The sequence below is a fragment of the Pseudomonas sp. SJZ103 genome (assembly GCF_007828335.1).
Lineage (GTDB): Bacteria > Pseudomonadota > Gammaproteobacteria > Pseudomonadales > Pseudomonadaceae > Aquipseudomonas.
In genome coordinates, this window is the sequence record NZ_VIUN01000023.1 from 1 (window position 1) to 20,225 (window position 20,225).

At 61.4% G+C, this 20,225-nt stretch carries 12 protein-coding genes and 2 pseudogenes; 6 read left to right on the plus strand and 8 right to left on the minus strand.

Annotated features, from left to right (window positions below; all coding sequences use genetic code 11):
* Together FBY10_RS29970 and FBY10_RS29975 are read right to left on the minus strand one after the other, a co-directional pair.
* Window positions 1-341, minus strand: a pseudogene (locus FBY10_RS29970) (ribonucleotide-diphosphate reductase subunit beta); the annotation flags it as partial.
* Between the two features lie 233 nt (window positions 342-574).
* A complete protein-coding gene (locus FBY10_RS29975) occupies window positions 575-1,987 on the minus strand; it encodes a PLP-dependent aminotransferase family protein (protein ID WP_145338890.1) in 1,413 nt (470 codons plus the stop codon).
* Window positions 1,988-2,111: 124 nt separating this feature from the next.
* Between FBY10_RS29975 and FBY10_RS29980 the strand changes: the two genes are divergently transcribed.
* The 3 genes and pseudogenes from FBY10_RS29980 (at window position 2,112) to FBY10_RS29990 (ending at window position 4,163) form a co-directional block, all read left to right on the plus strand.
* Window positions 2,112-2,744 (plus strand): LysE family translocator, encoded by a 633-nt coding sequence (locus FBY10_RS29980; RefSeq protein WP_145338889.1) that lies wholly within the window; start codon window positions 2,112-2,114, stop codon window positions 2,742-2,744.
* Window positions 2,735-2,884 (plus strand): annotated as a pseudogene (locus FBY10_RS31965) (diguanylate cyclase AdrA); the annotation flags it as partial. The gene FBY10_RS29980 and the pseudogene FBY10_RS31965, both read left to right, overlap by 10 nt.
* A gap of 49 nt (window positions 2,885-2,933) precedes the next feature.
* Window positions 2,934-4,163, plus strand: coding sequence for a M20/M25/M40 family metallo-hydrolase (locus FBY10_RS29990; RefSeq protein ID WP_131696528.1), 1,230 nt, complete (start codon window positions 2,934-2,936; stop codon window positions 4,161-4,163).
* Between the two features lie 126 nt (window positions 4,164-4,289).
* Here FBY10_RS29990 and FBY10_RS29995 read toward each other — a convergent pair whose 3' ends face one another.
* The 4 genes from FBY10_RS29995 to FBY10_RS30010 all read right to left on the minus strand — a co-directional run bounded on the left by FBY10_RS29995 (window position 4,290) and on the right by FBY10_RS30010 (window position 13,631).
* Complete coding sequence (locus FBY10_RS29995) at window positions 4,290-4,610, minus strand: contact-dependent growth inhibition system immunity protein (protein ID WP_131696527.1); 321 nt, start codon at window positions 4,608-4,610, stop codon at window positions 4,290-4,292.
* Complete coding sequence (locus tag FBY10_RS30000) at window positions 4,607-9,328, minus strand: RHS repeat-associated core domain-containing protein (RefSeq protein WP_145622944.1); 4,722 nt, start codon at window positions 9,326-9,328, stop codon at window positions 4,607-4,609. Before FBY10_RS30000 ends, FBY10_RS29995 begins: the two co-directional genes overlap by 4 nt.
* Before the next feature lie 110 nt (window positions 9,329-9,438).
* On the minus strand, window positions 9,439-12,522 hold the full coding sequence (locus FBY10_RS30005) for an efflux RND transporter permease subunit (protein ID WP_145338809.1): 3,084 nt from the start codon (window positions 12,520-12,522) through the stop codon (window positions 9,439-9,441).
* Between the two features lie 2 nt (window positions 12,523-12,524).
* Window positions 12,525-13,631 carry an efflux RND transporter periplasmic adaptor subunit gene (locus tag FBY10_RS30010; protein WP_145338810.1) on the minus strand — a complete coding sequence of 369 codons (1,107 nt, stop codon included), beginning with the start codon at window positions 13,629-13,631 and terminating at the stop codon, window positions 12,525-12,527.
* Between the two features lie 100 nt (window positions 13,632-13,731).
* Here FBY10_RS30010 and FBY10_RS30015 point away from each other — a divergent pair, with 100 nt between their 5' ends.
* Both FBY10_RS30015 and FBY10_RS30020 read left to right on the plus strand, forming a co-directional pair.
* Window positions 13,732-14,937 (plus strand): multidrug effflux MFS transporter, encoded by a 1,206-nt coding sequence (locus tag FBY10_RS30015; RefSeq protein ID WP_145338811.1) that lies wholly within the window; start codon window positions 13,732-13,734, stop codon window positions 14,935-14,937.
* A 78-nt stretch (window positions 14,938-15,015) separates the two neighbouring features.
* Window positions 15,016-16,956 carry a TonB-dependent receptor domain-containing protein gene (locus FBY10_RS30020; RefSeq protein WP_145338812.1) on the plus strand — a complete coding sequence of 647 codons (1,941 nt, stop codon included), beginning with the start codon at window positions 15,016-15,018 and terminating at the stop codon, window positions 16,954-16,956.
* Here FBY10_RS30020 and FBY10_RS30025 read toward each other — a convergent pair.
* Together FBY10_RS30025 and FBY10_RS30030 are read right to left on the minus strand one after the other, a co-directional pair.
* Complete coding sequence (locus FBY10_RS30025; RefSeq protein WP_167655384.1) at window positions 16,953-18,272, minus strand: ATP-binding protein; 1,320 nt, start codon at window positions 18,270-18,272, stop codon at window positions 16,953-16,955. The two genes, FBY10_RS30020 and FBY10_RS30025, sit on opposite strands and share 4 nt — an antisense overlap.
* Window positions 18,273-18,292: 20 nt before the next feature.
* Window positions 18,293-19,036 carry a response regulator gene (locus tag FBY10_RS30030; RefSeq protein ID WP_131696520.1) on the minus strand — a complete coding sequence of 248 codons (744 nt, stop codon included), beginning with the start codon at window positions 19,034-19,036 and terminating at the stop codon, window positions 18,293-18,295.
* A gap of 178 nt (window positions 19,037-19,214) precedes the next feature.
* On the opposite strand from FBY10_RS30030, the gene FBY10_RS30035 reads away from it, so the two are divergent.
* Window positions 19,215-20,081, plus strand: a complete 867-nt coding sequence (locus FBY10_RS30035; RefSeq protein ID WP_145338813.1) for a pirin family protein — start codon at window positions 19,215-19,217, stop codon at window positions 20,079-20,081.
* Window positions 20,082-20,225 lie beyond the last annotated feature (144 nt).

Here is a 20,225-nt window from a genome sequence, read left to right on the forward strand (position 1 = left end):
CAGCCGTCGAGGTACTTCTGCCAGGCCCAGTCGTACTTGAAGGGCACGAGTTGGTTGAGGTCGGCGCGGCAGTTGATCATGCGCTTTTCGTCAACAGCGACGCGGGCGGAGGCGCCTTCGAGTTCGGCGAGGCCTTCGGCGACGTCGAGTTTGTCCAGGGCTGCCTTGGCACGGATGATCGCGGCGGAGTCGTTGGCGGTCACGTTGCGTGCTTCCAGGGCGGCGGCGGCGCCGGCACCGTCGAGACGGTCCATGTTGGCTTCGCTGGCGTGGCCGGCGTTGGCGCCCTTGATTACAGCTGCACCGGTGTCCTCGTTGTCGACTTCATCCCAACTCAGCATTGAAATACTCCCTTCTGTTCTGTTCTGACGGCGTGTGAACCCGTCCAAAAAAATCTGATTTGCAGGCTGCCAGGCATTGAAATACTGCGCAGAGTGTGGTCGGTCAATACCGATACTGCACACTATGTAGTGGTCTGTTCTGTTTGTGGGCACACTATATGGTGTGTAACCGAACGGGTCAACGAACAAGAATGGATCGAACGTCGCAGGGGCGGCAGAACCGCCGCTGCCGTTCAGGACCCGCGCACGGCCTTCAGTAACAGCGCTTCAAACACCTGCTGCACCCGTGGCTCATCACTGTGGGCCACGTTGAAACGCATCGAATCGCGATGGGCTGGGTCGTAGCCGAAGAGCGTGCCCGGCGCCAATACCATGCTGTGTTTCAACGCTTCCTGGGCCAACCACTCGCCGTTCACACCCGGTGGCAGGCGTGCCCAGATGAACATCCCGCCTTCGTAGGCCATCGTCAAATCGCACCCGCAGCGTCGGAGCCATTGCTCCACGCGCCCGCCGGCCTCCATCAGGCGTTGGACCATGCGCTTGCGGTGCTTGGTATAGCTGCCTTCGCTGAGCATGCGATAGACGATCTGCTCGAACAGCTCCGAGGTCACGCCACCGCTCATCAACTTCATATTGGTCAGGTTGGCGGCCAGTTGCGGCGCGGCCACCACGAAGCTGACTCGGGTGTTGGCGCTGAGGATCTTCGAGAAGCCCGACAGGTAGGTAACCTGGTCCAGGCCGGCGACAGCGGCCAGGCGCGGCGGCGGGTTGGGGTGCAGGTCGCCGTAAAGATCGTCCTCGACGATATGGCAGTGGTACTGCTGGGTCAGTTGCAACAGGCGAAACGCTTGGCTGGGGCTGAAGGAATGGCCGGTGGGGTTATGCAGCACGCTGGTGGTCAGGTACAGGCTCGGACGGTGTTCGGCCAGCAGCTGTTCGAGGGCGGCGAAATCGAAACCGTCGGGGCGGCGTTGGATGGTCACCACCTTGACGCCGTGCAGCGCCAGGTTGGCGTGGAAGTTGAAATAGCACGGTGCGTCGAGCAGCACGGTGTTGCCGGGGCGTGCGAGCAGGCGCATCAGCATGTCCAGGCCTTGCACGGTGTTGGGCGTGGTGATGATCTGTTCCACCGGCACCGACAGGCCTTCGCCGTGCAGCTTTTGTTGCAAGGCCTGGCGCAGCGGCAATAAGCCAGCTGGCGTGCCGAGCCCGGCGATGCGTAACGACGGCGCGCGCACCACGCTGCGCATGGCTTGGCGGATGGCCTCGGTGCTCAGCCATGCTTCCGGCAGGTGGCCGCCGCCGGGGCGCAGCTCGCCGCCGGCGGTGACCAGCGGGCGACGCAAGACGCTGAGCAGGTCCTGGGGCAGCAGGTCGACCCACGCCACCGAGGCCGGGCGCGCGCTGTCCATCGCCACGAAGTAGCCACGCCCCTGGCTGGAGGTGAGCAGGTTGCGCCCGCGCAGGCGGTCGAGGGCTTCGTTGAGGGTGAACTTGCTGACGCCCAGGGTCTGGGTCAACTCCCGCACCGACGGCAACTTGCTGCCGGGTGCCCATTCGCCGCTCTCGATGAACTGGCTGAACGCCTCGACGATCTGCTGCACCTTGGGCGTGCCGTCTACAAAGGCGATGGCGGATACAAGCATGAACCTTCCTTGTGTTTGCCGGTGATTTTACCGGTGAAGTTCGGCCGGATTAGGCATTACTTTACCTGCCTTGTGCAACGTCGCATGCCTACACTGCAGGCCTTCTCACTCCGGGTCCAAGGCCATGACCAGCGCATTGACGCACTCTTCGTTTCTCTACTTCCTGCTGTTTTGCGCCACCATGACCTTCAGCCCTGGCCCCATGACCCTTCTGTTGTTGAGCCTGGGCTTGAAGAGCGGCTTGCGCAGTTCGATTCCGGCGCAACTCGGTGCCAGTGTGTCGTACCTGATTTCGATCCTGATCTTTGCCGTGGGTTTTTCGGAACTGATCAAGGGCAATCTCGCCATTACCCAGGCCATTCAGTGTGTCGGCGTGGCCTACATCCTTTACCTGGCCTACAAGCAGTGGACCAGCAGCGGCGCGTCGATCGGCAAGGCGGCTGCCGTGGAGGGCACACGGAGCCTGTTCGGCAAAGGGCTGCTCACCGGGTTTTCCAATCCCAAGACCCTCATCATGTTCAGCGCCGTTTTCCCACAGTTCACCGGGGCAGGGGAGCACAGTTCGGCGGCGGATATCACCATCCTCGGGGCGACCTTCCTGGTGCTGCAATTTGCCAGCGGTTGCCTGTATTGCTACTTCGGCCAGCGCATCAAGCAAGTGCTGGAAAACCCCAGGCGCCGCGTGTTGTTGCAGCGGGTCATGGCGGTGCTGTTGCTGGGGGTGGCGTGGATGCTGGCCCGGGGCTTTCCAGCTTGAGCATCGGCTTGGCGCCGTATCAACCGGGACACGCCGATTCCACCCGTTGGCTCAACGATGCAGACCTGGCGCTGTATGAAGCCAAGAGCAGCGGGCCCAACCGGGTCAGTTCGGTGCAAGGCACTTGGTTGCGATCGGTTCAGTGGGGTAGGGTGAGGCCGCACCCCAACAAACAACAAGGATCGGTTCATGCTCTTCACGTTCCCGCGTTCCCTCCTGGCCGCCACGCTGGCCTTGTCCTTCGCACTTCCGGCCTACAGCGCCGAACCCCACAAACAGATCCAGGCGGACGCCGAGCAGTACAAGGCCCCGGCCCTGCAACTGCTGGAGCGCCTGGTGAATATCGACTCGGGTTCGGGCTATGGGCCAGGCCTGACCCAGGTGAGTGACATCGCCGTCGATGAACTCAAACAGTTGGGCTTCACGATTGAACGGGTGCCGGATGCCGCCGCCAACAGCAGCCATGTGATCGCCACCCTCAAGGGCAACGGCAAGGCCAAGATATTGCTGATGGCCCACATGGACACGGTCTTCAAGGAAGGCTCGGCTGCCGAACGTCCGTTTCACATCAAGGATGGCCGCGCCTATGGCCCCGGCGTGATGGATGACAAAGGTGGCATCGTCGCCGGGATCTACGCGCTCAAAGTCCTGAAGAACCAAGGGTTCAAGGATTACGCACAGATTACCTTCCTGCTCGATGCCAGCGAAGAAACCGGCACGGACATCGCCTCTGACTTGATCCGCAACACCGCCAAGGCCCACGACGTCACCCTGAACCTCGAACCCGGCCGCCCCGCCGACGGCCTGGTGGTGTGGCGCAAAGGCAGTGCCACCGCCGTGGTCGAAGTCAAAGGCAAAGCCGCCCACGCCGGCGTCGCCCCGGAACTGGGGCGCAACGCCGCCATGGAAGCCGCGCACCAGATTCTGCAACTGGGCAAACTCGGCGATGAAGAAAAGAAAACCACGATTAACTTCACCGTGATCAACGCGGGCGACCGCACCAACGTCATCCCCGACCAAGCCACCGCCAAAGCCGACGTGCGTGCAGCGTTGCCGGAAGAGTTCGATCGGATCGAGAAGGACTTGGTGCGGGTCTCCGCCAACAAATTGATCCCGGAAACCGAAGTGACCACCACCCTCAAACGCGGCCTGCCGCCCATGCCGCAGACGCCGGAGTCGGACAAGCTGGTGGCGATTGCCCAGGGCATTTATGGGGAGCTGGGTAAAAAGTTAACCATTGAAGGCAGCGGCGGCGCGGCGGATGCCAGTTTGTCAGCCGGGGTGGGCACGCCGACGTTGGATGGGTTTGGGATTGTAGGGGGGAATATTCATACGCCGCAGGAGTATGCGGAGGTGGAGAGCGTGGCGCCACGGATCTACTTGCTGAGTCGGATGATTATGGAGCTGAGTAAACGCTGATCAGCCTGGGAGGCTCACCCATTCAACTTGGCTGAGCCTTCATTCCTTGTGGTGAGCAGGCTTGCCCTGCGTGGACTGCGCAGCAGGCCAAAATATTAATAGCAAAGATCGTTATACGGCTGATTTTTAAGTTGAATATTGGTTTTTTTGTAGGTGTTCATCAAACTTTCGAACTATGTGATTTAGCCATAACGGGCCTGAGGCCCATTGGTATGGATAGTAGTAATAGCAATGCTGTATATGCAGTAAATTTTCTTGAAGGTCTGGCTCGTTGGTATACGAACTTATCAGCTCTAAAATTTCCTGTTTTACTGTCATGATTATTTCTCTAGGCGAGTCTAGTAGAAATGTATCGATGACATCATCGGCCGATGAGTGATCTTCCGCCCAATCCTGATTAAAGTAAGCACCAAAAAATTGTTGTAGCTCTGTTAATGGTTCATTCATTTTTCTGGGTATCCTGTTAGCAATAGATAGCCATCTGGCATTTTAGGATCTCGTTTTATGACTAATAGGAACTTATAAACAGGTACGGATTTTGTTGCTCCATTTAGAATGCTTACCCCTACGGGTTGACTTGAGCTGCCTTTAATTAGGAGTTTTTCCTTGTTTCCACTTAAAAATGTAGTTATTTCTTGCTGGTGTGCAGTCAAGCTTTTGGACACTATAGCCTCAGCCTCTTCTAGAGTTTTGAAGGTGGATGAGGCTGGGATGTGCGGTTCAGATTCAAATCTTGCCGCTAACTGTTCGTCTGTTCGACCGACATGTTTTTCAATCAGGTGTCCTCCAGCCTTCTCGTGAGTAGTTAATACTCCAGGAGGTGCTTTTTTTGTTAAATCGTTTTTTGAATCCGGGCAATTTCCAATCTTACAGCTTAACCCTAACGGATCCACCCACCCCGTCGGATTGGGCACGTACTGGTACGCATTGATCCCACCCGCCAACTTCACCGGATCAGGCGTCAGGTAGCGACCGACATCCGGATTGTAGTAGCGATGACGGTTGTAGTGCAGTCCGCTTTCCTGATCAAAGTACTGCCCCTGAAAACGCAGCGGGTTGTCGATTTTGCCTTTGTCGAGTCGGCTGATCTGGCCGTAGGCGCGGTAGTGCACGGACCAGACGATTTCGCCGTCGGGGTCGGTCAGTTCCTGCGGCGTGCCGAGGTGGTCGAGTTGGTAGTGGTAGGGCTTGGTGTCTTTTGGGCCGAAGCCTTCCAACAGGACCAGCGGCCTGAAACTGTTCGGTTCGTAGAGATAGCTGCGATGGCGGTCCGCATGGTGTTCGGCAATCAGCTTGTCGCCTTGCCAGAAAAACTCCGTGGTTATGCCGTCCACGGTTTTGCTGATGCGCCGCCCAAAGGGATCGTAGCGATAGCTCGCGGTTTGGCCATTGGGTTGGGTGATTCCAATCAGCCGGTGCTGGCAGTCGTAGCGGTACTCGGTGACGAGTTGATGGCCTTTGCCCCGTCGTTCACGGATCAGGTTGCCGAAGGCGTCATAGTCGTAGTGGCGGTCGCCCTGGATCATCAGGCGGTTGCCGGCGACGATGTCGGGGCCGGGGCGGTCTTGCATGAGCAGGTTGCCGGCCGGGGTGTGACCGAAACGTTCCTGCAGGTCTTGGGAGTGGTCGGCGCGGGTGAGGCGGCCTAGTGGGTCGTAATGGTAGTGGTGTTCGCCTTTGCGGGTGTCGAGCAGGCGGGTGAGGTTGCCGGTTTTGTCATAGTCGTATTGGCGTTGGTAGAGGTGGTCTTGTTGCTGGGTGATTGCGTGGGCGTGCAGGCGGTGTTGGTCGTCGTAGTGGTAGTGGCTGAGGAGTTGGCCTTGTTGGCGTTGGTGTTCCTGACCCGCCTTGAACAGGTGAGAGGTCAGCAGCGCACCATTTAATTCGACGGTGGCGAGGTGGCCGCCTTTCGCATGATTAAAGACCAGCCGGTTGTTATCGGGCAGGCGCAGGTGTTGAAGCTGGCCGCAGGTGTCGTAGCCATAGCGCAAGGTGCCCCAGCCCTGGTGTTCGGCGGTGAGGCGGTTTTGGCTATCGTATTCGTAGGCCAGCGCCCAATGGCCGTCGTCGACGCTGAGGAGGTTGCCTTGGCGGTCGTAGGCGTAATCGACCTTGTTGCCGTCGGGCAGGGTTTTTCGTACGAGGCGGCCGGCGTGATCGCGTTCGTAGCGAGTAACGAGCTGACTGCCGTCGTCACCGTGTTCGGTCTTTTCCAGCAGGTTGCCGTTGAGGTCGTAGGCATAAGCCGTACGCTGTCCGTCAAAACCTATTTCCTGCTGGATCAGGCCATTGGGGTGGTAGGCAAGTCGGTAGGACTCGCCGACCTCGTTTTCGATCTCGGTCAGCAGTAACCGCGCGTTGTCGTAGCGGTAGTTGACCTGAGTGCCATCGGCGTTGAGGCGGCGGCTGATCAGGTGCAGGCCGTCGGCGTATTCGTAGCGGGTGACGTGGCCCAGTTCGTCGCGTTCGGCGGTGATTTTTCCGTAGGGGTTGTAGCTGTATTCCCTGCACGCACCGCCTGGTAAAACGACACGAATTAACCGACCGATGCCGTCCCACTGATACTGCGTCAGCGCGCCATGCTCATCCTCGCGGGCAACCTGCCGGCCAAGATCGTCATAGCGATAACGCTTGATCCCGCCATTGGGTAGCTGCTCCTCAACCAGTTGCCCCCGTTCATTCCACACCAGCCGATGGCAGCTGTGATCCGGGTACCAAACCCCAACCAGTTGCCCATATTTGTCGTAGCTGTAATCCGTAACATGACCATCGGGATCGATCTTACGAATGACATCGCCCTGGTCGTTACGCTCGTACTTCCAGACCGCCAGACCCCGCCTTACAACCCGTACGAAGCCATTGTCATGCTCGTAGGTTGTCGGCTCATCATCCCCAGGAAACAACGCCACCAAGCGTCCGGCATCGTCGTACTGATACGCCGTCACCGCCCCCAGCGGATCCTGCTCAACCGTCAGGCGACCCTTGTCATCGTAGGATTTGAAATGCGAAGCACCGTCCGGATCAATCCGCTGCACCAGCCGCGCTCGGTCGTCATGGACGTACACTTCCTGGCTGCCATCGGCGTTATGCACCGTGACACGGCCGTCATCCCCCCAGGCATACCGCGTATCCATCTGGGAAAAACTGGCCCAATGCCGGACACAGCGCGCAGCCTTGCCAGCCCGTTCCCATTCCCAGAAGAAACTCGCCCCACCGGCCAGTCCACGTTCAAGAATCACGTGCTGATCGTCGTAGCGATAAACCTCGCTTTCGCCTACCGCATTGGTCGCCGAAACCAACCGGCCAGCGTCGTCGTATGCGTAGGAAACAACGTTCTGCTCGGTCACCCACTCGAAGGGTTCATACCCCTTGGCGCGCTGAACCTGATAGTCCACCGCCACGATGTGGCCGAACGCATAGCGCAGGAACAGCGCACGCCCCGCACCGTTATCCAACCGCTCAATACGCCCCAAAACATCCCGTGAAATCCGCAGCCGGTTGTCGTACGCATCGCTGACGGAGACCAACACACCGTCGCGAAAGTGATAAAACCGCGACGCCTGGGACAACACCAACTCATCCGGCGAAGCGCCCAAATAGATCGCCGCTTCGGCCAGGCTATTGGTGATCGCAGGTCGCGCAACTGTGGGCAAGGGTAGGGTGGTCGAGCGGTTTTCATGATCCGTCCACACCACTGAATCGCCGTCGACCACAAGCCGATGCGCCAGCGAATGACTCCAGCCAAACCCCAACCCGCAATCCACTTCCACCGCACTGGTGCGATACAACCGTGTCCACTCAAACGGCAAAATCCCGTCCAACGTGCCATCGGTCAGGGTCAGCAGTTCCTCCCCGGTAACCATCGACACGGGGCAGCCGTTGGTGACGGTCTTATCCGAAGGAGCCGCCGCATCGCCCTTCGGATTCGTCGATACAACAGGCACATCATCGACAGGCTCCTGCCTGACCAACACCGTCTGCTGAGTCTTCCTGCGAACCGCCGGTACCGGGTTGGAAACCAACTGATCCCCAGCCTTCAATGGCGCAACCGGTACAGTCTTGATCGCTGTCGCCGGGCCACCGAGCAGCAAAGGCTTCACCGCCTCGGCATGCTCATCCATGGGAGATTTCCCGAACTGCCCCGCCATGCGCTCCAACCATCGGCGCGCACTTTGAGACTTGATGCCGCCCAGCACCTTGGTACTTATTCGGACCGCCATCCCCATCCCGGCAGTGGCGAGACACAGCAGCAAATTGATCAATACTTCGGCGCTGATTTCCCCGAGCAACTCGTTCATATAGGGCGGCGGCAACAGGCGCATCCAGCTGACCGCTGCCGAGAGATGGATGAACAGCAGCGGCTCGTCGCTGAGCACCAACAAGCCTTTCGCGAGGGTGTCGGTGCCGAGGCTCAGCAGCTTTTCAAGTTCGTCCGGGGACAGGTAATGCAGTAGTTGTTCGGCATAAGCCAACGGGTCGCCAAGCCACTGAAACAGCTGCTTGACAGTGTCCCAGAGCGAGTAGAGCGCTTCGCCGAAGCCGCGCGCGTAGGCTTGATGCAGGGAGAGATAGCGCTTGGGGAAGCTGGCTTCGGAGTAACCCTTCCATAACGGCTCGAAGGTGGTCTCCCATTCACTGCGCAACCAACCGTCCAGTGCGGCAATCACCGACTGATAAGAGGCATACAGCGCCTTGAAATGATCTTTGGAGACGTTGGGGTAGAAGCTGACCCGGTACTGCTGGTTGCGATCACATTCCTTGATTTCAAGAATGCCGCTGGGGCCGATGGTCTTGTGGATCGGCTCGCCCAGGGGCCCGCCCTCTGGATCGACGCGTTGCACCATCACGGGCGTATTGCCAATGGGCACGAACCGAGCGCTCTGGAACATATGCACCAGGGTCAACGTGCCGTTTGCCTGGCACGTTGCTGTGGTGCTGCTGGGAATGATGGCGCGGTTGATCGGCGCGACAAGCGCCACGTCATCCCCGACTTTGAAGACCTGTTCGACATCCAGGGCCGAAAAGCTAAAGAAGCTTTCCGCCCAGTTCTCGTAGGTATTGAGGCAGCGCCCGAAGTCGCTGAGAACGGATTCGACGTCTCGCGTCTTTGAATCCATGGCGGCCAGCACCAGGTAGCCAATGGCTTGGCGGGTCACCTCGATCATGAAACAGCCCCTTCAACCGGGGCTTTAACGAAAACAACCATCTGCAATCCCTCGCACTGTGTATTCAGGCGAGGGACTTTGCAGCGGTTTTCAGGGCAGGGGAGTAGCGCTTATCCGGCGCTTACGTGGGGCGTTTCGACAACTTTTGTCTTCTCCCGCCCCAGCACCAGGCTGCAAAGCGCCGGCAAGAACAACAGCGTCAACACCGTGCCCACCAGCACTCCGCCAATCAGCACGAACGCCAGGGACGACCAGAACACCGACAGCGTCAGCGGAATAAACGCCAGCGCCGCCGCCAGCGCGGTCAGTATTACCGGCCTGGCCCGCCGCACGGTGGCCTCGACGATGGCCTCGCGAATTGCCATGCCGTGTTCCTGGTTCTGGCGAATCTGGTCGGTAAAGATCAACGTGTTGCGCATCAGGATCCCGCCGATCCCGATCAAGCCCAGGATCGCGTTGAACCCGAACGGCTGGTTGAACAGCAGCAAGGTCGGCACCGCGCCAATCAAGCCCAGCGGCGCGGTGGCGAAGACCATGAACATCACGCCGAAGGAACGCACCTGGAACATGATCACCGTGAGGGTCAGCAGGATCATGATCGGGAACAGCGCCGCCAGCGCCACGTTGGCCTTGGCGCTTTCTTCCACCGGGCCGCCGATGTCGATCCGGTAACCGGCCGGTAGTCTGGCGATCAGCGGTTGCAGGTCTTTGTACACGGCCATTTCCACATCGGGCGGTTGCACGCCGTCGATGATGTCGGCGCGCACTTCCATGGTGCTCGCGCGGTTGCGGCGTTTGAGGATCGGTTCTTCCATCACCGCCTGGAACTGCCCGACCTGGGCCAGGGGCACCGACGTGCCGGCGCTGTTGGTCAGGGTCATATTGTTGAGGTTGCCGAGGTTCTCGCGCTGGTTGCCTTGGGCGCGGGCGACCACGGACACGGTGCGGTTGCCCTCGCGCACTTCGGTGATGGGGTTGCCGCTGAGCAAGGCGTTGAGCTGGGATTTGACCTCGTTGGGGGTAAAACCCAGCAGGCGCAGGCGGTCTTGATCCAGCACCAGGCGATAACCGCTGGTGCGTTCGCCCCAATCGAGAAAGGCGTCCTTGGTCAGCGTGTTGGCGGCGACGACCTTGCGCACGTCCTCGGACACGCCGCGCAGCACATCCACATTCGGGCCGGATACGCGGAACACCACCGGGAAGGGCACCGGTGGGCCGAACAGCAGTTGTGTCACCCGCACCCGCGCCGCTGGAAACTCACCGGCCGCAATTCGCTCACGCATGCGCAGCTTCAAGGCGTCGCGGGCGTGAGAGTCCGGCGTCTGCACGATCAGCTTGGCAAACGCCGGGTCCGGCATTTCGGGGTTCAGCGACAGGAAGAAGCGTGGCGCGCCACCGCCCACATAGGTGTCGACCATGCTGGTCTGCGGCTCTTGCAGCAGCGCTTTTTCCAGTTGCGCCGCCACCGCCTCGGTGCTCTTGAAGGCACTGCCGGGCGGCATATACACCTCAAGAATCAGCTCGGAACGGTCGGAGTTGGGGAAGAACTGTTTCTTCACCACGGCCATGCCCAGCACGCACAGTACAAAGGCGCCGATGACCAACCCGGTCACGAGCCAACGCCTGCGTACGCAGGCTTCGACTAAATCACGCAGCTTCTGGTAATAGCGCCCGGCATAAATCGCGTCGTGGCCACCGGGCACCGGCTTGATCTGCGGCAGCAACTTCACGCCCAGGTACGGCGTGAACACCACCGCCACCAGCCAGGACGAGATCAGTGCAAAGCCGACGATCCAGAAGATATTACCGGCGTATTCCCCCGCACCTGAACGTGCAAACCCCACCGGCAGAAAGCCGATGATCGTCACCAGCGTACCGGTGAGCATCGGTGCCGCCGTGGAACTCCAGGCGAAGGTGGCCGCATGAATCCGGTCAAAACCTTCCTCCAGTTTCACCACCATCATTTCAATGGCGATGATTGCGTCATCCACCAGCAAACCCAGGGAAATAATCAGTGCGCCCAGGGTAATACGGTCGAACTCACGCCCGGTGAGCAACATGATCACGAACACCACCGACAAGGTCAGCGGCACCGCAGCCGCCACCACCAGGCCGACGCGAAAGCCCAGGGCCAGCAGGCTGATGAGCATCACCACCGCGAGGGCGACGAAGAATTTGAGCATGAATTCATTCACCGCCAGGCTGATGTTTTTCGCCTGGTCGGAGACTTTGGCGAAGTTCACGCCCAACGGCAGGTCCGCCTGGATCCGGGCTTCCTGAGCCTTGAGGCTTTTGTCCAGCTCCAGACCGTTCCAGTGCTTTTCCATGATCACGCCGAGCATCAGCGCCGGGTCGCCCTGGTGGCGGATGCGGTAGCTGGGCGGGTCTTCATACCCGCGGCTGACGCTGGCGACATCGGCAATGCGCAGCACGCGACCGTTGACTTCCAGGGGCACGTTTTCGATCAACGCCAGACTGTCGAAGGCACCGTCGATACGGATATAGGCGCGGGCCCCGGCGGTTTCCACGAAGCCAGACGGCGCCACGGCGTTTTGTGCGGCGAGGGCGCTGAAGATCTGGTCCGGCTTGATGCCCAGGGTCGCCAGGCGCTCATAGGAGAACTCGACGAAGATTCGCTGCGCCTGCTCGCCGAGGATATTGACCTTCTTCACCCCCGGCAGGTTGAGCAGGCCCTGGCGCAACTCTTCGGCCATCTGCACCTGTTGCCGATGGGGCAAGTGCTCGGCCTCCAGGGCGTACAGGGCGAAGTACACATCGGAATATTCATCGTTGAAGAACGGCCCGATCACACCGTTGGGCAGCCTCGCGGCTTCATCGCTGAGTTTTTTGCGCGTCTGGTAGAACAGCTCCTGGATTTCGCCGGGGCGCGTGGACTCCTTGTAGGTCATGCGCATCGACACAAAACCCGGCTGGGCGATGGTCTCGACGCGGTCGTAGTAGTCCAGTTCCTGCAGGCGCTTCTCCAGGCGGTCGGCAACCTGCTCCTGCATCTCCTGGGCAGTAGCGCCGGGCCAGGCAGCGGTAATGGTCATGACCTTGACGGTAAACGACGGGTCTTCGGCGCGTCCCAGTTTGCCGAACGAGAAGATCCCGGCGGCGAGGATCGCAATGATCAAAAACAGTGTGACTGCGCGGTGCTTGACCGCCAGTTCCGAGAGGTTGATGCCGCGCATGCTCATTGGTCCTGTTTGCGGTTGAGGGCCAGCACCTGGGCGGGCAACAGGCGCACCGCATCGCCGTTGTGCAACAGGTGCGCGCCGAGGGCGACGACGACCTGGCCGGGGTTCACGCCGCTGTCGAGCAGGGCGTCTTCCTGGCCGAGGCTGGCGACCTTGACGGCGGCGAAGCTGACCTTGTTATCCGCGCCGATCAACCACACACCGATGCCTTGCCCGGCATCGTGCAACGCACCGATGGGCACGCGAGTTTGTTGCGCCTGGCCGTTGCCTTGCAGGCGCACAGTGATGGTCGAACCGAGGGCGAAGCGCTCGACGTTACCGTGCAGCACATAACGGGCGCGGTAGGTGCGGGTGACCGGGTCGGCGCTGGCCGACAGTTCGCGCAAGGTGGCCGTTACCGCCTGGCCCGGGGCGCCGAAGGGGAAGGCCAGGGCTTTTTGCGCGGCCTGGTCACGCTGATTTTCCGGCAGGTTAACGATGGCTTCGCGGGCGCCGTCATGGGCCAGGCGCGCGACGATTTGCCCTTCGGCGACCACTTGGCCGCGGTCCACCCGCACGTCGGTGATGGTGCCGTCGCCGTCGGCCTTGAGTACCGAGTAAGTGCGGCGGTTCTCGATCTGGCTGGCATCGGATTGCGCCGCAGCCAGCTCGGCCTCGGCGACGCGCAGGTTAGTCGCCGACTGGTCGAAGATCTGCCGCGACACCGCGCCGGTACTGGCCAGGCGCTGGTAGCGGTTTTCATCGTCGCGGCGTTGGCGCAGTTGCGCCTGGGCGGCGTTGACGCGGTTTTTCGCCGAGCGCAGGGCCAGCTCGAAGTCGCCGATGTCCAGCACCAGCAGGGTGTCGCCACGGGAGACGTGCTGGCCGGGGTCGACCTTGCGTTCGATGACCTTGCCGCTGACCCGGAAGCCCAGGTCGCTTTCCGTACGCGCCGCCACCACGCCGGTGTAGGCGCTTTGCTGAGTGCCGGCGGCTTCGACCTTGGCGGCGAGTACCGGACGTGGTTGCGGCACTTCAGCGGCGGTGTCGGCCTGGCTGTTGCAGCCACTGAGGAGGATCAACAGGGCCAGGGGCGTGAGAAGACGCGAGGGGAGAGGGATCATGTCGGGCTCCGGGGATTACCAGTGGGCAAAAAATTATGGACATAATTTTTTACGCATATTATGGTCGAAATATAAATAAATCCAGCCCCGGATAATCCCCATGTCGAACGCCCCGGCCCCATCGCGAAGCTTATTGTTTTTACTGGTGGCCCTGACGGCACTGGGTGAAGTCTCGACCCAATTGATCATCCCAGGCTTGGGTGTGATCGAGCAGGCACTGCTGGCGCCGTCGGGGTCGGCGCTGATGGCACTGTCGGCGTTTGTCGCCGCCTTTGGCCTGGGGCAACTGCTGTTCGGGCCGCTGTCGGACCGTATCGGCCGCCGCCCGGTGCTGATCGGCGGGCTGTTGCTGTATGTGCTGGCGACCTTGTCGATGCTGCTGGTCAATGACATCCAGCAATTTATTGCCGCTCGCGTCGTGCAAGGCCTCGGCGCCTGCGCTGCGTTGGTACTGGCGCGCACCGTGGTGCGTGACGTGTGGAAGGCCGACGCGGGGCCGGCGCTGGCGCTGACCATGATCGGCATGCTTTACGCCATCGTCGTCGCACCGATGGTCGGCGGTCTGCTGATCAAGCTGCTGGGCTGGCGGGCGCCGATCCTGCTGGCCTTGGCGATTGGCAGTGTGGTGTTGCTGCTGGCGCTGCTGTTCTTCCGCGAGAGCAATCACTTTCTCGACCCCAAGGCCGGACACTGGCGCACCCTCGGCGGGCAATACCTGGATCTGCTCAAGGGCCGCCAGTACCGCGCGTTCGCCGTGGCGCTGGCGTGCACCTATGGCGCCATGTTCGCAGTGATCGCCGGTTCCTCGGCGGTGTATATCAATCTGCTGGGCTTGAGCAGCCTGGAGTACGGCATCAATTTCGGCGTGATCGTGTCGATGCTGATCATCGGTTCCACCTACACCCGGCGCAACATCCAGCGCCTGGGGCCGCAACGGATTGTGGCGATGGGCGTGACGCTGGTGGCCATGGGCGGGATTGCCGCGCTGGTGATTTATGCGCTGTTTGGCCTGTCGGTGCTGGGCCTGGATATTCCCATTGCGCTGGCGACCCTCGGCGGCGGCCTGGTATTGCCCGGGTCTGTGACCGGCGGGGTCATGCCCAACGCTCACCGCGCCGGTTTGGCGGCGGGCTTGATGGGTTTTGCGCAGATGTTCGGCGCGACCTGCAGTGGCCTGTTGCTGAGCCATCTGCGCGACGGCAGTGCCACGCCGATGATCGTGATCCAGGCGTGTTTTGCCGTGACGGCTTTGGTGGCCTTCCATTTGTTACGTGAGCGCCGTAGCGCAGAGGTCGCGGCCGCCTGAGTTGTCACACTTTGTCCAAGTTTTTCGGGGCTGGATGATTACGATTCTCTTTTGAGTCTAATCCGAAGGTCTTCGCCCATGCTGCCTGCTTTTCGTTTCTCGCCCCTGGCCCTGCTGGTTGCCGCCAGTCTTCATGCCCACGCGGATGAGCCTGTTGCACTGGAACTCAATGATGTCGTGGTGACTGCATCCGGTTTTGCGCAAAGCGCGGAAGACGCGCCGGCCTCGGTCACCGTGATCGATGGCGAGGAACTGCGCCGCAAGTCCTACCGCGACCTCGGCGACGCAGTACGGGACGTAGAAGGTGTGACGGTCAACGGCGGTGCGAATGAAACCGACATCTCCATCCGTGGCATGCCGGCCGACTACACCCTGATCATGGTCGACGGCAAGCGCCAGAGTGCGCGGGAATCGCGGGTCAATGGCAACAGTGGCTACGAACAGAGCTTTGTACCACCCGCTGCGGCCATCGAGCGTATCGAAGTGGTGCGCGGGCCGATGTCCTCGCTGTACGGCTCGGATGCCATCGGCGGGGTGATCAACGTGATCACGCGCAAGGTCTCTCCGACCTGGGGCGGCTCCATCGGGTATGACTACTCGGCGCGCCAGCACAGCGACCAGGGCAATGCACGCCAGACCCAGTTCTACCTCAGCGGCCCCCTCAAGGAAGATTTCCTCGGTTTGCAGGTGTGGGGCCGGTACCTGGATCGGCAGGCCGACGACGACATCGAGCAGACCAATGGCTTCAGCAAAGCCGACCACCGCGACCTCACCGCACGCCTGGCCTTCACCCCGACCCTCGACCACGACATCCTGTTGGAAGCCGGCGCCACGCGCTTGAAGAATGGCGACGGCATGAGCGCCAACTGGGCCACCCGCGAGCAGGAAAACAACCGCGATCACTGGTCGCTGTCGCACCAGGGCCGCTGGGGCTGGGCCACCTCGGACATCGCGCTGTCCCAGGAAACCTCCAGCCGCGAAGGCAAGGCGACACCAGCGCAGACTGACATCTACGGGCGCAAACCCGAGATCAAGAACACCGTGTTCGACGCCAAGCTGGTGGTGCCCACCGCCCATAACGTCAGCACCGTGGGCGTGCAATGGAATAAAAGCGAACTGACCGACTGGAACCAGGGCCTCGGTGACCGCGTCGACTATAAATTCTCGGTGGTGCAAAAAGCCCTGTTCGCGGAAAACGAGTGGTCGATGACCGACAGCTTCGCGCTGACCACCGGCCTGCGCCTGGATGAGCACGAAGAGTACGGCGCCCACCTCAGCCCGCGGGTCTACGGCGTGTGGCGCGCCACCGAGCAGTGGACGCTCAAGGGCGGTATCGCCCGAGGTTTCAAGGCGCCGGAGCTGCGTGCCGTGGTTGAGGACTATGCTTACCTGCGCCGCAACCGCTTCGTGATGTTCGGCAACCCGGACCTCAAGCCCGAGACCAGCACCAACTATGAAGTCTCGGCGCTGTGGAGCAACCGCGACAACCTGTCCGGCGGCGTGACGCTGTTCTACAACGACTTCCAGGACAAGCTCTCCACCGTCACCACCGACCGGCGCTGGAACGGCTACACCATCATGGACCGGGTCAACGTCGACAAGGCGATCATCCAGGGCGTTGAGCTCAATGGCCAATGGGACATCAACCCCATCGTGCTGCTCAAGGCCAACTACACCTACACCGACTCCGAACAGAAAAGCGGCGCCAACAAAGGCGCGCCCCTGGCCCTCACACCTGAGCAAAAAGCCAATGTGCGCACCGAATGGACCATCAACGATCGCACCCAGGCCTGGGCCTCGCTGAGCTACTACGGCGAGGAAACCGGCAACACCCTTACCACCGACGAACCGGCGCCGGGCTACACCACCGCCGACCTGGGCGGCTCCTATGACGTGAGCGATTCGTTGACCCTCAACGCCTCCCTCAACAACCTCACCGACAAGCGCCTGGACGATGAAACCTACGGCACGGTGAACTACGGCCGCACCCTGTGGATGGGCGCCACGCTCAACTTCTAGAGCGCGGTGGGCAATCGCACCACCGCGCACAGGCCGGCCGGTGGGCGATTTTCCAAGACCAGTTCACCGCCATGGGCCTGGATGCACGACCGTGCGATCGCCAGGCCCAGCCCCACGCCGCCGTCACTGACACCCCGTTGTACGAAGGGCTCGAAGACTTTGCTCAACCAAGCTTCGGGTAGACCTTGGCCGTGGTCGAGAATCTCGATGCGCAGCCAGCCGTTGTCCTCGCGAACCAGGCTCAGGTCGGCATCGCCGGCGTGGCGCAGGGCGTTGTCGATCAGGTTGGTCAGTGCGCGCTTGAGCGCCAGCGGGCGGCAGGTCAGCAGTAACGGTGGTGCGCCGGCCCAGGTGACGGGCTGTCGCAGGCGTTGGTAACGCTTGGCCAGGTCATCCAGCAGGTCGCTCGACGAAAGCGTGGCAGTCGCTTCCTGCACCGCGTCGTCGCGCACGAAATTCAGGGTTTCTCGTACCATCGCACTCAATTCCCCGAGGCTTTCGAGCATGTCATCGCGGGCTGCGCCAGGCTCCAGCAACTCCACTTGCAGGCGCAGTTCGGTGATCGGCGTATTCAAGTCATGGCTGACCGCTGCGAGCATCCGCGTGCGGCCTTCGACATGCCGGGCGAGGTTGACCTGCATGGTGTTGAAGGCGGCAGTGAGGTCGCGGGCTTCCTGTGGGCCGGTTTCCGGCAGCGGCGCGATCCATTCACCGCGGCTGACGCGCTCGGTGGCCTGGGCCAGGGTCTTGATCGGGCGCACCACGCGAGCAATGAAAAACATCACGATCAGCAGCACCGGCAGGGTCGTCACCGGCAGGCTGTAGGCCAGGACGCGGCCCCATTCATAGGCGCCGGCGGGGTATTGCACGGCATTCAGGTAGGTACCGTTGGGCAGCGGCACGCTGCTGCGCAGGCGCAACGGCGCCCAGCCGGCGGGGCTGAACACATGGGTGCGGGCGTCGGCGCCGCTGATGCGTTCCAACTGCATACCGATGGCGGCGGCGTTATCCAGCTGTAATTGGCGGCGCAGCTCGTTGGCCAGGCGCTGTTCTTCCGGGCGGTGTGCAAACGGCGCCACCTCCGGCGTGGGGGCGATCCAGAAGCGTGTGTCGTCGGTGCTCATGCCGGCCAGCAGGTGCTCGGTTTCATTCGGGCTCAGGTCGATTGCCGTGTGATGTGCAATCCCCAGGCGTTCCAGGCTGAAACTGCGCGACAGCGGGTGGATCAGGCTGCCGGTGCGTTGCAGAAACAACATCGCTATTGCGTTCGACGCCAGCAATGCCAGCAACAACAACAGGCTCAACTGACGTGCCAGGCTGTGCGGCCACAGCCGGCTCAAGGTGTGCATTCGCTGACCTCGGCCGCCAATAGATAGCCGCCGCCCCAGATGGTGCGCAACAGTTCCGGGGTGGCATCGCCCTGGGCCAGCTTGCGGCGCAGGCGGCTGACTTGCCGGTCGATGGCGCGGTCGCTGACATCGCTGTCGGCGGCGGCGGTGAGGTCGATCAGGCGTTCGCGGGGCAGTAGGGTATTGGGATGGGCGAGGAACACCTGCAGCAACCGGCTTTCAGCGGTGCTGAGTTGGATGTCGGGGTGGGCATCGCGGCGTAAGGTGGCGCTGGTCACGCTGAAGTGCCAACCGGAGAACTGATAGGCCCGTGCGCCAGTGCTGGGCGCGGTGGGGCCGGTGGCGCGGCCCTGACGGCGGAGCACGCTGTTGATACGCGCCACCAGCTCCCGGGGTTCGAAGGGCTTGGTGACGTAATCGTCGGCGCCCAGGTCCAGGCCGCGTATGCGGTCGGCGGCAGTGTCGCGGGCGGTCAGCAGGATCACCGGGGTGTTGCTGCGCCGATGCAACTGGTTGCACAACTCAAAGCCATCGCCATCGGGCAGCAGCACGTCGAGCACCACCACATCGAACGCCTGGGTCTTGAGCAATTGCCACATGCCGGCCGCGTCTTCAGCGGTGCGCACCTCAAAGGTGTGACGTCGCAGGTACGTGGCCAGGGGTTCACGAATCTTGCGGTGGTCATCCACCACCAGTACGCGCGGTGCGGCAGGCGCAGGGGCAAACGGCATTGCAGCCCTCGAGGGTTGAGCGGGAGAGGGCGGATATTACTACGAGTCATTATCATTAACGCTGTTTTGTGAGGATGCTGCCTTAAATCGTTCTGCCAGTAGGACGATTAAGGTTGTTTTTACCGTCTAGCGCCGAATTGCTGCGAGTTTTAAGGTGTATGCACTTTGGAGGACCACCATGAAAAAACTCATCGGCATCTACACCAGCCCACGCGCCCACTGGGTCGGCGACGGCTTCCCCGTGCGTACGCTGTTTTCCTACGACTCGATGGGCAAGCACATCAGCCCATTCCTGCTCCTGGACCACGCCGGCCCGGCCGATTTCACCCCGACAGACCAGCGTCGCGGGGTAGGCCAGCACCCCCATCGCGGCTTTGAAACCGTGACCATCGTCTACGACGGCGAAGTCGAACACCGCGATTCCACCGGCGCTGGCGGAACCATCGGCCCGGGTGACGTGCAATGGATGACTGCCGCCAAGGGCATCCTCCACGAGGAGTTCCACTCCGCAGCCTTCGCCCGCAGCGGCGGCGTGATGGAGATGGTGCAACTGTGGGTCAACCTGCCCGCCAAGGACAAAATGGCCGACGCGGGTTACCAGACCATCGTCGACGGCGATATTCCCGTGCTGCCCTTGGCCAATGACGCCGGCCACCTGCGCCTGATCGCCGGTGAATTCGCCGGCACCCAAGGACCGGCGCGCACCTTCACGCCGATCGACGTGTGGGACCTGCGCCTCAACGCCGGCAAGCCCGTCACCCTGGACCTGCACGTCGGGCGCAACACCGCCCTGGTGATCCTGCGCGGCACGGTGCTGGTCAACGGCGAAGAAGTCGCACGCCAAGGCCAACTGGCGTTATTCGAGCGCGACGGCCGCCAACTCAGCCTGGAGGCCAACGACGATGCCAAGGTCCTGCTGCTCAGCGGCGAACCGATTGACGAGCCTATCGTCGGGCATGGACCGTTTGTGATGAATACCGAGCAGGAAATTCATCAGGCGTTTGTGGATTTCCAATCGGGTAAGTTTGGGCGGATGGACGCCTGACGGTTCACCCTAAAAACCTGTGGGGGCGGATTTTATGTGACGAACGGGCTTGTTGTGGCGAGCGGGCTTGCCCCGCGTTGGGCTGCGCAGCAGCCCCAATAAACGCGACGCGGTTTTCCAGACATTCCGAAGCGGATGGTTTCA